The organism is Roseovarius sp. AK1035, assembly GCF_003288315.1.
GTDB classification, from domain to species: domain Bacteria; phylum Pseudomonadota; class Alphaproteobacteria; order Rhodobacterales; family Rhodobacteraceae; genus Roseovarius; species Roseovarius mucosus_A.
In genome coordinates this window covers 1,747,335-1,760,171 of the sequence record NZ_CP030099.1, presented here as the reverse complement: position 1 = coordinate 1,760,171, position 12,837 = coordinate 1,747,335, and the positions used below count along the sequence as shown (strand labels likewise).

Below are 12,837 nucleotides of genomic sequence, written 5' to 3'. Positions count from 1 at the left end.
TTTCCCACTTGCGCACAAACCCTGCCCTCGCTAGGATTTTTTTATGGAGATACGCCGCGCAGACATGATCGCTGACACGTTGGAAGAACTGGTCTTTACCGGTGATTTCAGCGATGGGGATCGGCTGGATGAAATCCGCCTTGCACGTCAATTCAATGTCTCGCGCACCCCGATTCGTGAGGCATTGCAACGGCTTGTCGCCTCAGGCCTTGCCGTGCAAATCCCGCGCAGGGGGGTTTTCATCCGCCAGCCCGGCCTTGTCGAACTGATGGAAATGTTTGAAACCATGGCCGAGATCGAGGGCGTCTGTGGCCGCCTTGCCGCGCATCGCATCTCGGAATCAGCGCTCGCCGATCTTGATACCGCCAATGCCCGCTGCACCGAAGCGATCGCCGCCGACGACGCAGATAGCTATTACCGCGAGAATGAGCGGTTTCATCACATGATCTATCGCCACGCAGGCAACGGGTTTCTGGAGCAAGAGGCGCTGCGCCTGCACCGCCGCCTGAAACCGTTTCGCCGGATGCAATTGCGCCTGCGTGGGCGCATGGCGCAATCCATGGCCGAACACGAGGCCGTGGTCACCGCACTCCGCGCCGGAGAGGCTGAGCGCGCCGCCACGGTGCTGCGCGGCCATGTCGCCATTCAGGGCGAGAAATTCCATCTTCTCATGGCCAGCCTGCGCCGCGCGGCGGAATGATTTCGCCCCCGCTGGACAGTGCCCGCGCGCGCCATTAGGTAAGCGGAATGGCCAAGGCAAAGGAAAATCCGAACTACAAGGTGATCGCCGAGAACCGGCGTGCGCGCTACGACTATGCCATCGAGGACGATCTCGAATGCGGCATAATCCTTGGCGGCTCCGAGGTGAAATCCCTGCGCGTCAACAGCGCCAATATCGCCGAGAGCTACGCCATGGTGGAAAACGGCGAGCTTTGGCTGGTCAACTCCTATATCGCCCCCTACGAGCAGGCCAAGACCTTTGGCCATGACGAAAAGCGGCGGCGCAAATTGCTTGTGTCCAAAAAGGAACTGTCCCGGCTCTGGAGCGAGACCCAACGCAAGGGCATGACCCTTGTGCCGCTCGTGCTCTATTTCAACCATCGCGGCATGGCCAAGCTCAAGATCGGTATCGCGAAGGGCAAAAAGAACCACGACAAGCGCGAAACCGAGGCCAAGCGCGACTGGGCCCGGCAAAAACAGCGCCTGCTCAAGGATCACGGCTAGGCCGAGGGGGCGCTGGATGGAATTGCTGATCGCGCTTCTGGCTGGGGCAACGGCGGCAATGATCGCCGCAGGCCTTGGGCTCTCGCCGCGTCTGGGCTGGCTTTTGCAGGCGGGCATGGGCGCGATTGGCGGGGCGGCTGGCGCATATATCCTGAGCCATGCCCCGGCCACAGGCAGTGACACGGCCTATCTGATCCGGCTTGTTGCCGTCACCGCCACCGGCGGCATCGTCACCCTATGGGCACTTCGCGCTATCGCCCGCCTCTTGCGCCGATAACCACACCGGCGCTGCACAGTCTTGCCCTTTTTCCCTTCAGACTGTAGGCAGAAAGCGTTTGAACCGGGGGGCAAATCGCCATGGACGATCCGAAAACGCTTGTTTCCACCGATTGGCTGGCGGCCCATCTCAAGGACCCCGACCTGCGCATTCTTGACGGCACCATGTTCATGGCCGCCGAAGGGCGCAGTGGACGCGCGGAATATGAGGCGGCGCATATTCCCGGCGCGCGGTTCTTTGACATCGACGACATCAGCGATGCGCGCTCGGAACTCCCGCATATGGCCCCGCCGGTTGAAAAATTCATGTCCAAACTGCGCGCCATGGGCGTGGGTGACGGGCATCAGGTGGTGGTCTATGACGCCAAGGGGCTATTTTCTGCGGCCCGCGTCTGGTGGCTTTTCCGGCTGATGGGACAGGACAATATCGCCGTTCTGGATGGCGGCTTCCCGAAGTGGCAGGCCGAGGGCCGCGCCATCGAGGACATGCCCCCCATCATCCGCGATCGCCACATGACCGTGCGACGCCAGAACCAGATGGTCAAGGACGTGACCCAAGTCGCGGCAGCCGCCAAACTCGGGGATTACGAAATCCTCGATGCCCGCTCTGCCGCCCGCTTTCGTGGCGAAGCGCCAGAGCCCCGCGCCGGTCTGCGCGCAGGCCATATCCCCGGCTCCAAGAATGTTCCCTATACGGACCTCTTGAACGCCGACATGACCATGAAAGACGCAGATGCCCTGCGCGCCGTCTTTGCCGCCACCGGGATGGATATGACCAAGCCGGTCATCACCTCCTGCGGCTCTGGCGTAACCGCCGCGATTATCAATCTGGCGCTGGAACGGATCGGCAAGACCGACCATGCGCTTTATGACGGGTCCTGGACCGAATGGGGCGCCTTCCCCACCCTGCCCGTCGCCACTGGAGAAGTTTGATGTTTGACGCCTTGAAAGAAAAACCCGCTGACAAGATTCTGGCCCTTGGTCAGGCGTTCCGCGAGGACCCGCGCGAGACCAAGATCGACCTTGGCGTCGGTGTCTACAAAACCCCCGAGGGCGTGACCCCGGTCATGCGCGCGGTCAAGGCTGCGGAAAAACAGCTCTGGGAGGCAGAGACCACCAAGGCCTATACCGCCCTTGCCGGTGATCCAGCCTTTGCCGATGCGATGATCGCGCTCGTTCTGGGCGATGCGGTTGCGCGCGATCAGGTGTCGGCAATTGCGACGCCGGGCGGCACCGGTGCCGTGCGGCAGGCGTTTGATCTGGTCAAGATGGCCAACCCCGGGGGGCGCGTCTTTGTCTCTGATCCGACATGGCCCAACCATCTGAGCATCCTTGCCCATATGGGAATCGAGGTGGTGATGTATCGCTATTTCGACCCCGAAACCGTCGGCGTCGATTTCACCGGCATGATGGCGGATCTGGACGGGTTGCGCGCAGGGGATGTGGTGCTTTTGCACGGCTGCTGCCACAATCCCACGGGTGCCAATCTCAACATGACCGAATGGCGGGCGGTGGTGGATCTGCTCAACGCGCGCGGGGCGCTGCCGATGATCGACATCGCCTATCAGGGCTTTGGCGACGGGCTCGAGGCGGACGCCGCCGCTGTGCGATTCGTGGCGGAAAACTGCCCCGAGATGCTGATCGCCGCCAGCTGCTCAAAGAATTTTGGCATCTACCGCGAGCGCACGGGCATTCTGATGGCCGTCGCACAGGACAAGAGCCTGCAAAAAGTCACCCAAGGCAACCTCGCCTATCTCAATCGTCAAAACTATTCCTTCCCGCCCGATCACGGCGCACGGCTGGTGACGATGGTGCTGACCGATCCCGCCCTGCGCGCCGATTGGCAGTCAGAGCTTGAAGACGTGCGCCTTGGTATGCTCAAGCTGCGCGAAACGCTGGCGGCAGAGTTGCAGCGCCTCTCTGGCTCGGACCGGTTTGGCTTTGTCGCGCAGCATCGCGGTATGTTCTCGCGCCTTGGTGCGACCCCCGAACAGGTCGAACGCCTGCGCGCAGAGCACGCGATCTACATGATTGGCGACAGCCGCATCAACATCGCCGGGCTTAACGCCCGCACCGTGCCCATTTTGGCCAAGGCGATGATCGAGGTGGGCGTCTAAAGCGCCCCTCCCATTGGCGTTATCCCCGGGCCTGACCCGGGGATCTCCCGTCTTCTGACCTCCGCCCAAAGTCGCATAGCGCACCGCCCGGACCCGGCATAACATGCCCGCATGACACGGGCGCTTTTCCTCTGGCTTTTGGCCGGATTTCTGTCGGCTTCCACCGCGACGGCGCAGGGGCTCGTTCCGTTGCGCGATGGTGCCTCTGTGGCCTTTCTCGGGATCACCTTCATCGACACCTCGACCGAGGGCGCATACAACCCGGTGCGCGCCGATGAAACCGCGCGCCTCGCGCTGGTTCAGGACTATGTCAAGACCCGTTTTGCCGAAACCGGCTTTGCAATGCTAGATTTGGACCCGATCACCACCGATCTTGCCACCGTCACCAACCCCGCCGATTGCTACGGCTGCGAAACCCGCCTCGCGGCGCGGCTGGATGCCGATTACGTGCTGGTGGGCGAGGTGCAGAAGGTTTCGAACCTGATCCTGTCGATGAACCTTGTGCTGCGCGCTGTGCCCAGCGGCGAGGTGGTGCGCGCCCGCGCGGTCGACATCCGCTCCAATACTGACGATTCCTGGCTGCGCGGCATGCGCTATATCTTCAAGACCCATATGTTTGTGGAGGGATGACATGACACGTTTGGCCTTGGCCCTTGCGGCTGCGATGCTCTCTGGCCCGGCTCTGGCGCAGTCCGCTTGGCCTGACATTCAATCCGCCCTCTATGGCGATGCGCCCCTCGTGGTGCAGAGCGCGCATGTCTCGCTCGACGCGCCGTATCGCGCCACAGACGATGCGCGCACTGTGTTGGGTGGGCACATCGTCGCGCCGCCGGGACAGAAGATCACAACTGTGACGCTGGTGATCGACGAGAACCCCGCCCCCGTGGCCGCCGAATTCCATCTTGCCGCGCCACAGGCCGAATTCGCCTTCAGCCTCACCACCCGCCTCAACGGTCAAACCCCATTGCACCTTGTGGCGCTCACCGATGCGGGCGAGCGGCACATGGCCGAGGCATTCCTTAAAACCTCTGGTCAAGGTGCCTGTGCTGCACCGCCGGGCACCGATCCGGTCGCAGCTTTGGCCAACTTGGGAGAGATGGAATTGGCGTTCTTGCCTGACCTCACAGCCCCCAGCAAGAGCGTGAACACCCGCCTTGCCGCGCTCTCAGGCAAGGTCCACGCGCTTGATGTCGATATCAGCCACCCCAGCCATTCGGGTCTGGCGATGGATCAAATCTCCCTGCTTTTCACGCCCCTGCGCGTGGTGGATGAGCTGGAAATCAACCTCGACAACGCCCCCTATCTGACAATGACCGGTAGCATTTCCCTTTCGGAAAATCCGCGCCTGCGTGTTTCGATTCCGACAGGCACCACGACAGCAAATGTCACCCTGCGGGATACCGACGGCACGACGACCAGCGCCCGCACCAGCCTTGCGGCGTATTGAGGGGGAAAGGTGTAGGCAGAGCTAGGGGCTGAGCCGCGCGGGGCAACAGCCATCAACGTGGGCTTCGCCCTACGTCCCCGGCTCCCCCGGTCTCGCGTCGATCTTTTCCAGCGGATAGTCTTCAAACGCCCAGCCATCCGTGCCCTCTGGAAACCAGTAAACCTTGGTATATCCCATCTCCAGCGCCCGCTTGGCCACGTTCCAGGACATCCAGCAGTCCTCGAGGCAAAAAAACAGCACAGGATGGCCGCTATCCCCGGCCGTCACCTCTGCCAGACCGTCCCGCAAATACGCCTCTGTCTCGGGGGCAATCCGCTCATAGCCGGTGTTGGGCAACCACACCGACCCCGGGATCGACAGCCGAGGCTTGTCGCGCCAGATCGTGCCGGCAGGCAGGTTTACAGGCTTGGGCGCGCGCGGCAGCACATCCACAAACGCCACCTCGCCCCTCTGCCACAGCACATGCGCAGCCGTGGCATCGACCACCACCGCGCCCGCCAAGGTCTCGGGCACCGGCGCGCGATAGGGCTCTCCGCGGTACTCCTCCGGCTCGGCCACCCCCTGCGCCGCGAGCGGTCCGGCCAGCAGCATCAGCACGGCCAGACCTGCCCGGATCATTGTGAGAGCACCTTGGCCTCTGTGCCCATGTCATTGAGCAGCGGCACGCCTGCGTCATTCAAAATCGCATCAATTTCCGCCTGATTGCGCCGGATCAGCGAATTCAATTCCCGCTTCCACTGATCCTCGCCCAGCCGTACACCCATTGTGATCCGGTAGAACATCTTGGGCGCACCCACCTCGTGCAACAGCGGCACGACCTGCAAATCGGGATGCTCGCGCTTGACCAACGGCCCGCCGATGGGGCCCCAGAGCACGGCTGCGGCAATCTCTCCGGCCTCTAGATCGCGCAACATATCACTCGCAGGCGACTGCACCCGCCGATCCACAAACAGCGGATAGGCCCGCGCCTTGGCCATCAGCCCGTTGCGCGCCATATGCGTGCCCGGCGGGCTGCCCGCAACGATGCCCAGCACCTTACCCTTGAGGCGTGGATCGGCCAGCGTCACCACATCCGACAACTCCCCCGTTTTAGGCAGGATGAGCGTATAGACCGAGGTCATGTAGTGATTGGTGTTCTGCACCAACTCATGCCCCTGCGCGAACCCGATGATCACATCACAGCGTTTTTCGCCCAAGGTCCGGCGCACGAAACCCGTCGCCATCGGAAACCAGCTATATTCAACTGGCCGTTCCAATTCCGCAGCAAGCAGATCGGCAATGCGGTTCTCAAACCCGGTCCCGGCTTCGGTCGACATCGGATCATTGGCCGGATCGGCACAGACCCGAAATGCCGATTGCGAAACCAGCTCTGCCATCTGCGCCCCAGCCACTCCGGGCAAAAGCGCGACAGCCAAACCAAGCGCCTTAGCCCATGCACGCATCTTCTGCCGCCTGTATACCCTCTGATTTCGCCTCTTTCTTGGCCGGACGACCACGCTCGACCACCCCCAGACCGCGGGCCTTGAGGTAGACGTAAATGTCATCCAGATAGCACATCACATTGGGGTTGGTGCCAAAGGACGGCATCACCGAATTCTCCGAGGCGTTCACCTTTTGGCGCCCCTCAGCCACAACGCCGTAAAAGTCGTAGTAATCCATCGCCACCGCCGACTCCTTTAGCGCGGGGGCATAGGTCGAGCCCTCACCATCCGGCCCGTGGCAGACATGGCATTCCGCATGATAGCGACGAAACCCTGAAAACGTCTGCCAGTCCACCGTGCCATCCTCGGCCACGTTAAAGGTGGGAATATCATCAGCGGTGAAATACAGCCCGTCCTGTTCGTAAGAGGCGGCAAATTTGGGATCATCGGGCGACGGGGCCTCTTCGCCAAGGACCGGCAGCGCGACAAGCGCCAGACATGCGGTCAGACCAGCGGACAAGAGGCGGCGGGGCGTCAACATTCGTAACTCCTTCTGGGTTCTCAGGTGCGGCGGCGCGACACATTCAGATGCCGCGCCGCCTGTCATTGGGTCAGATCCGCGATCAATCCGGCAGTTTGAACACGGTCAACTGACCACCAAGCGCCGTATAGTCGCTAAGCGCCGCATAGCCGCCCACAGCACCCAGACCGGCATTCGGATCGGTCAGACCCGCCGCAAGGCCAATTCCGGCCCAGCCGCCGATACCCGACAGGATGCCGACATATTGCTTGCCGCCATGCTCATAGGTCATCACGTTGCCGATAATCCCCGACGGCGTCTTGAAGCTGTAAAGCTCATCGCCGCTCGAGGCATCAATCGCCTTGAGATAGCCCTCAAGCGTGCCGTAGAACACCACATCGCCAGCGGTCGCCAAAGCCCCCGACCAGACCGAGAACTGCTCGGGGATCGACCACTTGATCTTGCCCTCGATATTGTCCCAAGCGATGAAATTGCCCATGCCGCCATGGCTGCCCGGTGCGGGATACATCGCCAGCGTCGCGCCCACATAGGGCTGACCGGCGGTATAGCTCACACGGAACGGTTCGTAATCCATGCAGACGTGGTTGGTGGGGATATAGAAAAGACCGGTCTTGGGGCTATAGGCAGACGGCTGCTGATCCTTGGTGCCCAAGGCCGCCGGACAGATGCCGGTCGAGTTCACATCCTCGCCATTCTGCTCGGTGGAGTATTCCGCCACCACAGCCGGACGGCCATAGGTTGGCGAGGCCGGGTCCATATCCACACCCGTGGTCCAATTGACGACCGGGTCAAACTTTTCGGCCACCAGCAATTCGCCGGTCTCGCGATCCAGCGTATAGGCCAGACCGTTGCGATCCGGATGGGTCAAGAGCTTGCGCATTTGCCCGTCAACCTCTTGATCTGTCAGGATCATCTCGTTGACACCGTCATAGTCCCACTCGTCATGCGGGGTCATCTGATAGAGCCACTTGGCCTTGCCATCATCGGGGTCACGCGCCATGATCGTCATCGACCAGCGGTTGTCGCCGGGCCGCTGCGCCGGGTTCCAGGTCGAGGGGTTGCCGGTGCCGTAATAGAACAGGTCCAACTCCGCATCATAGGAATACCAGCCCCAGGTCGAGCCGCCGCCGATCTTCCACTGATCGCCTTCCCAGGTGTTCGTGCCCGAATCCGGTCCCACCGGCTTGCCCAGATGGGTGGTGTTTTCCGGATCAATCAACGTATCGCTGTCTGGCCCCATGGAATAGGCGCGCCACACCAGTTCGCCAGTGTTCATGTCATAGGCGGTGGTATGACCGCGCACGCCGAATTCCCCGCCGGAAATGCCCACGATCACCTTGTCCTTGACCGGCAGCACGGTCGCGGTGTTGGTCTCGCCAATGGACGGATCGCCATTCACCGCCGTCCACTTGACCTCGCCGCTCTTGGCGTCCAGCGCCACAACCGTGGTATCAGCCTGGTGCAGGAAAATCTTGCCATCCGCATAGGCCACGCCCCGGTTGACCGTGTCACAGCACATCACCGGGATCACGTTGGGATCTTGCTTGGGCTCGTATTTCCAGATGATCTTGCCGTTGTTGCTCAGATCCAGCGCATAAACGATGTTGGGAAAGGGCGTGTGTACATACATGATGTCCCCGATCACCAGCGGCGAGCCCTCATGCCCACGCAGCACGCCCGTGGAAAATGTCCAGGCGACCTGCAATTTGCCAACGTTGTCCTTGTTGATCTGTTCCAACTCGGAATAGCGGGTGTTGGCGTAGTCGCCGGTCTGGATCGCCCATTGCGTTGGATCGTCAATCAGCGCTTGAAGATCGCTGTTGGCCGTGGCCATGCCGGATGCGCCGACAAAGAACGCCGCCGACATCAAGAGTGATTTCTTCATTTTGTCCTCCCTGGATAAAACTTCAGTCGTTTCTGTCATCCCGGCCCGCACCGCCCTCCTCTGCGATGGAACCGGGTCACATTCTTTTGGTCGCGGCCCCTCTTTGGGATAGCACTTAGTAAATCACCACGCTGCGGATGCTTTCGCCGGCGTGCATGAGCTCAAACCCTTTGTTGATATCCTCGAGCGGCATGGTGTGGGTGATCATCGGGTCGATCTCGATCTTGCCCTGCATGTACCAATCGACAATCTTGGGCACATCCGTGCGCCCGCGCGCGCCGCCAAAGGCTGTGCCGCGCCAGCTGCGCCCCGTGACCAGTTGGAACGGCCGCGTGCTGATTTCCGCGCCCGCAGGTGCCACACCGATGATGATGCTCTCGCCCCAGCCCTTATGCGCCGCCTCGAGCGCCGTGCGCATCACGCCCACATTGCCGGTGGCATCGAATGTGTAATCCGCCCCCCCGCCGGTCAGCGCCACAAGATGCGCCACAAGATCGCCCGAAACCTCCTTGGGGTTGACGAAATCGGTCATGCCAAAGCGCGTCGCCATCTCGATCCGGCCCGGATTGATATCGACGCCGACGATCTGATCCGCCCCCGCCAGCCGCAGCCCCTGCAGCACGTTGAGGCCGATGCCGCCCAGACCGAACACAATCGCCCGGCTGCCGATCTCGACCTTGGCGGTGTTGATCACCGCCCCCACGCCCGTGGTGACACCGCAGCCGATGTAGCAAATCTTGTCAAAGGGCGCATCCTTGCGCACCTTCGCGAGCGCAATCTCGGGCAGGACCGTGTGATTGGCAAAGGTCGAGCAGCCCATGTAATGCAGGATCGGCGTGCCATCCAGCATCGAAAACCGGCTGGTGCCATCGGGCATCACGCCCTGGCCTTGGGTCGAGCGGATTTTCTGGCACAGGTTGGTTTTCGGGTTGAGGCAGTATTCGCATTCACGGCATTCGGGCGTGTAAAGCGGAATGACGTGATCGCCCGGTTGCAGGCTGGTGACACCGGGGCCCACCTCGAGCACAACGCCCGCGCCCTCATGCCCCAGAATGGCCGGAAACGCCCCCTCGGGATCGGCCCCCGACAGGGTGAAATCATCGGTGTGGCACAGGCCCGTCGCCTTGATCTCCACCAGAACCTCGCCCGCCTTCGGACCCTCAAGGTTCACCTCCATGATCTCCATCGGGCGGCCTGCCTCAACCGCAACCGCAGCACGTGTGCGCATTCAGTCTGTCCTCCCTTGCATCCCGGAGGATACAACCTTTAGGCGATTTGACGTCAAAAATACTTTTCAAACCAGCCTGTTTCATCCTGTGACAATATGTGCCAAGATTACGCCATAACTCAGTAAGACCTTAGTCGTAGAGGACGGGATGAGACCAGTTATTGCCGCCTTAGCCATTGTTATTACTGGATTATCTCCAGTTTTCGCCGCAGGATTAAATGACCCCGAGTGGCCCTGCATTCAGCGGCGCGTGGATACACTTTCTGCGGCGGTGATGTGGCCCCATCCGCCTGAGAATCAGGCCGCCACGCCGGTTCTCTCGCCCGAAGCCGCGCGGCTGGCAGAACGGCTCGCGCTGCGCCGACTCACCCTGGAAGAGGCCGAATCAGCGGTCGACGCCGCGCCGAATCTGACCAAGGACGACTACACCGCAATCTTCTCTGACGTGTTTGACCGCCTCAATCAGCGCCGGGGCGAGATCATGGGCGGTATCACCCGCTACGCCCGCAATCAGGCGCGCATGGCCGAGGAAATCGAAGCGCTGCGCGGTGAAATCGCCACGCTCACCAAGGCCGAGAGCCCCGACTTCGACCGCATCGACCAATTGGAAGAGGATCTTGATTGGCGCGCGCGCGTGTTTGATGATCGCCGCCGGTCGCTGACCTATGCCTGTGAAACGCCGGTCCTGTTGGAAAAGCGGCTTTATGCACTGGCGCAGATTCTGGCGGCGCACGTCCCCGACTAAGGCGCGTCACTCCCATTCCAGCTCGGTAAAGGCCGCCGTCACATTGCGCGGGTGGAAAAGATCAAAGAGCGCCCAACGCGCCGCCTCGCTTTGTCCAACCGTCTCAATCGCCTCGCCAAGGCGCAGACCTTGCGACACCGCCGCCCGCGTCTCATCGCGCAAGACCTCCAGATAACGCCGCAAATCCACGACCCCCTCAGGCCACTCCAGCACCGGCCCGCCATGCCCCGGCACGATGCGCGCAGGCGCGGGCGCGCCCATCGCCTCAAGCACCCGCAACCATCCTAGAACCGAGCCATCAAGCGCGGGGCTGTGCGCGTCGAACACCAAATCGCCGGTAAAGAGCGTCGCCGTTTGCCGATCGAACACGGTCACATCGCTCTCGCTATGTGCGGTCTCCCAAGCCACCAGATCCAGCATACGGCCCCCCAGATCAATTTCGGCCCGGTCTGCGATCCCCTCGCCCACCGTTGGAACCCGGCTTCCGATGAACCCTGCCCCCATCAGCCGGGCAAAGCTGGTCTCATAGGTTTCGGCCCGCGCCGCCAGCGCTTGCCCCAGCTTGCGATGCCCGACAACCTGCGCCCCCGCCTCGATCAGCACCTCAGCCCCCATCACATGATCGGGGTGCATATGGGTCAGGATCAGATGCGAAATCGGCTTCTCGGTGATCTGCCGCACTGCCAGATAAACCGCCTCGCCCACCGCACGGCTACCGCCCGCATCAATCACCGCAACGCTGTCTTCCCCGATGATGAATCCGATATTGGCCACATCGCCCAGATTGTCCGGCGTCACGTCCGCCACCTGCCCGCGATGCACAAAGACGCCCGGCGCTATCTGCGCGAACGCCATCCCGCTATTGGGCCGCGCAACGCAATCAAACGGCCCCGCGATCACCGCATCACCCCAATCCGGTGCGATCTCTTCGGCCCGCTCTACGGCCTGCGCACAATCCTGCGCCCCCACCGGCAAAAGCCGGGTCTCGCAAGTCTCGGGATTGGCCAACAGACAGAGGCTCAGAACGATCTCGAACATCTCGGACTCCGCGCAAAACTGCTACCAAAGGTTGATACAACCCGCATCCGATCCGTGATACTGTCCAATAGTGCGAGTATGCCCGATCCGGAGGCCCAGATGACCCGATTTCCCATGACCGCCCTTTGCCTGAGCCTGACGCTCGGCACCGCAGCCCTTGCCGAAGAGCCGCGCAACCCGCTGCAAGATGGCGAGACTTGGGACTATCTGCGCGCCGACATTCTCGACGCAAATAAGGCACTCAGCCCCGGTGCGGTCTTTGCCGTCGATGCGCCCTACCGCGCCCATGACGCGGCCACCGTGCCCGTGGTCGTCACCCAAACCGATCAGAGCGTGGGGCCGATCACCACGCTCAAGATCGTGGTCGATGAAAACCCGGCCCCGCTTGCTGCTGAAATCAAATTTGGCCCTGCCATGGCCCCGCTCAGCTTTGAGGCACGGGTGCGCGTCAACGCCTATTCCAATCTGCGCGTCATTGCCGAAACCGCCAGCGCCAGCTATCTCGACGGGCGGTTCGTCAAGGCCGCCGGTGGCTGTGCCGCCCCCGCCACCCGCGATCCCGAGGTGGCGCTTGCCCATATGGGCGAAATGCGTCTGCGCCATTTCGATAGCGCGCCGGTGCAGATCGGCAGCCGTCGCGATGCGCAATTGATGATCCGCCACCCCAATTACTCGGGCCTGCAACGCGACCAGATCACCCAGCTTTTCGTGCCGGCGCATTTCATTCAGGATCTGACCGTCTGGCAGGGTGACGAGATGCTCTTTTCCCTGACAGGTGGCATTTCCATCTCCGAGGACCCGGTGTTCCGCTTTAGCTATACAGACAACGGCACGCCCGATCTTCGCATCCGCGCCGAAGATACAGAGGGCAATGTGTTTGAAGAGGTGCTGCCCAAGGCCAGCGCCTCCTGATGC

General features: G+C 61.9%; 15 protein-coding genes. 9 read left to right on the top strand and 6 right to left on the bottom strand.

The window, feature by feature from the left end:
* Window positions 1–43: 43 nt before the first annotated feature.
* The 7 genes from RAK1035_RS08355 (at window position 44) to RAK1035_RS08325 (ending at window position 5,064) form a co-directional block, all read left to right on the top strand.
* Window positions 44–700: a GntR family transcriptional regulator gene (locus RAK1035_RS08355; RefSeq protein ID WP_008281642.1), complete on the top strand. Its 657-nt coding sequence runs from the start codon at window positions 44–46 to the stop codon at window positions 698–700.
* Window positions 701–747: 47 nt separating this feature from the next.
* Window positions 748–1,224 (top strand): SsrA-binding protein SmpB, encoded by a 477-nt coding sequence (gene smpB / locus RAK1035_RS08350; RefSeq protein WP_008281641.1) that lies wholly within the window; start codon window positions 748–750, stop codon window positions 1,222–1,224.
* Between the two features lie 16 nt (window positions 1,225–1,240).
* Window positions 1,241–1,501 (top strand): hypothetical protein, encoded by a 261-nt coding sequence (locus RAK1035_RS08345; RefSeq protein ID WP_008281640.1) that lies wholly within the window; start codon window positions 1,241–1,243, stop codon window positions 1,499–1,501.
* Window positions 1,502–1,581: 80 nt separating this feature from the next.
* Entirely contained in the window at window positions 1,582–2,433 is an 852-nt protein-coding gene (gene sseA / locus RAK1035_RS08340; protein WP_008281639.1) for a 3-mercaptopyruvate sulfurtransferase, read from the top strand.
* Entirely contained in the window at window positions 2,433–3,617 is a 1,185-nt protein-coding gene (locus tag RAK1035_RS08335; RefSeq protein ID WP_008281638.1) for an amino acid aminotransferase, read from the top strand. Before sseA ends, RAK1035_RS08335 begins: the two co-directional genes overlap by 1 nt.
* 111 nt (window positions 3,618–3,728) lie before the next feature.
* Complete coding sequence (locus RAK1035_RS08330; RefSeq protein ID WP_008281637.1) at window positions 3,729–4,247, top strand: DUF3280 domain-containing protein; 519 nt, start codon at window positions 3,729–3,731, stop codon at window positions 4,245–4,247.
* 1 nt (window position 4,248) lies between these two features.
* Window positions 4,249–5,064 carry a quinoprotein dehydrogenase-associated SoxYZ-like carrier gene (locus RAK1035_RS08325; RefSeq protein ID WP_008281636.1) on the top strand — a complete coding sequence of 272 codons (816 nt, stop codon included), beginning with the start codon at window positions 4,249–4,251 and terminating at the stop codon, window positions 5,062–5,064.
* Window positions 5,065–5,133: 69 nt separating this feature from the next.
* On the opposite strand, the gene RAK1035_RS08320 is transcribed toward RAK1035_RS08325, so the two are convergent.
* The 5 genes from RAK1035_RS08320 to RAK1035_RS08300 all read right to left on the bottom strand — a co-directional run bounded on the left by RAK1035_RS08320 (window position 5,134) and on the right by RAK1035_RS08300 (window position 10,139).
* On the bottom strand, window positions 5,134–5,682 hold the full coding sequence (locus tag RAK1035_RS08320; protein WP_008281635.1) for a PQQ-dependent catabolism-associated CXXCW motif protein: 549 nt from the start codon (window positions 5,680–5,682) through the stop codon (window positions 5,134–5,136).
* Entirely contained in the window at window positions 5,679–6,506 is an 828-nt protein-coding gene (locus RAK1035_RS08315; protein ID WP_037298020.1) for a substrate-binding domain-containing protein, read from the bottom strand. The genes RAK1035_RS08320 and RAK1035_RS08315 overlap by 4 nt, the downstream gene beginning before the upstream one ends.
* Window positions 6,490–7,026 carry a c-type cytochrome, methanol metabolism-related gene (locus tag RAK1035_RS08310; protein ID WP_008281633.1) on the bottom strand — a complete coding sequence of 179 codons (537 nt, stop codon included), beginning with the start codon at window positions 7,024–7,026 and terminating at the stop codon, window positions 6,490–6,492. The genes RAK1035_RS08315 and RAK1035_RS08310 overlap by 17 nt, the downstream gene beginning before the upstream one ends.
* Window positions 7,027–7,108: 82 nt before the next feature.
* A complete protein-coding gene (gene xoxF5, locus RAK1035_RS08305) occupies window positions 7,109–8,911 on the bottom strand; it encodes a lanthanide-dependent methanol dehydrogenase XoxF5 (protein ID WP_008281632.1) in 1,803 nt (600 codons plus the stop codon).
* A 115-nt stretch (window positions 8,912–9,026) separates the two neighbouring features.
* Window positions 9,027–10,139 carry an S-(hydroxymethyl)glutathione dehydrogenase/class III alcohol dehydrogenase gene (locus RAK1035_RS08300; protein WP_008279651.1) on the bottom strand — a complete coding sequence of 371 codons (1,113 nt, stop codon included), beginning with the start codon at window positions 10,137–10,139 and terminating at the stop codon, window positions 9,027–9,029.
* Window positions 10,140–10,389: 250 nt separating this feature from the next.
* On the opposite strand from RAK1035_RS08300, the gene RAK1035_RS08295 reads away from it, so the two are divergent.
* Window positions 10,390–10,884 carry a hypothetical protein gene (locus tag RAK1035_RS08295; protein ID WP_008281631.1) on the top strand — a complete coding sequence of 165 codons (495 nt, stop codon included), beginning with the start codon at window positions 10,390–10,392 and terminating at the stop codon, window positions 10,882–10,884.
* A gap of 6 nt (window positions 10,885–10,890) precedes the next feature.
* On the opposite strand, the gene RAK1035_RS08290 is transcribed toward RAK1035_RS08295, so the two are convergent.
* Entirely contained in the window at window positions 10,891–11,922 is a 1,032-nt protein-coding gene (locus RAK1035_RS08290; RefSeq protein WP_008281630.1) for a quinoprotein relay system zinc metallohydrolase 2, read from the bottom strand.
* A gap of 99 nt (window positions 11,923–12,021) precedes the next feature.
* On the opposite strand from RAK1035_RS08290, the gene RAK1035_RS08285 reads away from it, so the two are divergent.
* Window positions 12,022–12,834 (top strand): quinoprotein dehydrogenase-associated SoxYZ-like carrier, encoded by an 813-nt coding sequence (locus tag RAK1035_RS08285; RefSeq protein ID WP_037298015.1) that lies wholly within the window; start codon window positions 12,022–12,024, stop codon window positions 12,832–12,834.
* Window positions 12,835–12,837 lie beyond the last annotated feature (3 nt).

Excerpts from the sequence above, each read along its gene's own strand:
- RAK1035_RS08300 (WP_008279651.1), bottom strand. The coding sequence starts at position 10,139 with ATGCGCACACGTGCTGCGGTTGCGGTTGAGGCAGGCCGCCCGATGGAG.
- smpB (WP_008281641.1), top strand. The coding sequence starts at position 748 with ATGGCCAAGGCAAAGGAAAATCCGAACTACAAGGTGATCGCCGAGAAC.
- RAK1035_RS08285 (WP_037298015.1), top strand. The coding sequence starts at position 12,022 with ATGACCCGATTTCCCATGACCGCCCTTTGCCTGAGCCTGACGCTCGGC.
- RAK1035_RS08355 (WP_008281642.1), top strand. The coding sequence starts at position 44 with ATGGAGATACGCCGCGCAGACATGATCGCTGACACGTTGGAAGAACTG.
- RAK1035_RS08335 (WP_008281638.1), top strand. The coding sequence starts at position 2,433 with ATGTTTGACGCCTTGAAAGAAAAACCCGCTGACAAGATTCTGGCCCTT.
- RAK1035_RS08320 (WP_008281635.1), bottom strand. The coding sequence starts at position 5,682 with ATGATCCGGGCAGGTCTGGCCGTGCTGATGCTGCTGGCCGGACCGCTC.
- RAK1035_RS08330 (WP_008281637.1), top strand. The coding sequence starts at position 3,729 with ATGACACGGGCGCTTTTCCTCTGGCTTTTGGCCGGATTTCTGTCGGCT.
- RAK1035_RS08315 (WP_037298020.1), bottom strand. The coding sequence starts at position 6,506 with ATGCGTGCATGGGCTAAGGCGCTTGGTTTGGCTGTCGCGCTTTTGCCC.
- sseA (WP_008281639.1), top strand. The coding sequence starts at position 1,582 with ATGGACGATCCGAAAACGCTTGTTTCCACCGATTGGCTGGCGGCCCAT.
- RAK1035_RS08325 (WP_008281636.1), top strand. The coding sequence starts at position 4,249 with ATGACACGTTTGGCCTTGGCCCTTGCGGCTGCGATGCTCTCTGGCCCG.
- RAK1035_RS08345 (WP_008281640.1), top strand. The coding sequence starts at position 1,241 with ATGGAATTGCTGATCGCGCTTCTGGCTGGGGCAACGGCGGCAATGATC.
- xoxF5 (WP_008281632.1), bottom strand. The coding sequence starts at position 8,911 with ATGAAGAAATCACTCTTGATGTCGGCGGCGTTCTTTGTCGGCGCATCC.
- RAK1035_RS08290 (WP_008281630.1), bottom strand. The coding sequence starts at position 11,922 with ATGTTCGAGATCGTTCTGAGCCTCTGTCTGTTGGCCAATCCCGAGACT.
- RAK1035_RS08310 (WP_008281633.1), bottom strand. The coding sequence starts at position 7,026 with ATGTTGACGCCCCGCCGCCTCTTGTCCGCTGGTCTGACCGCATGTCTG.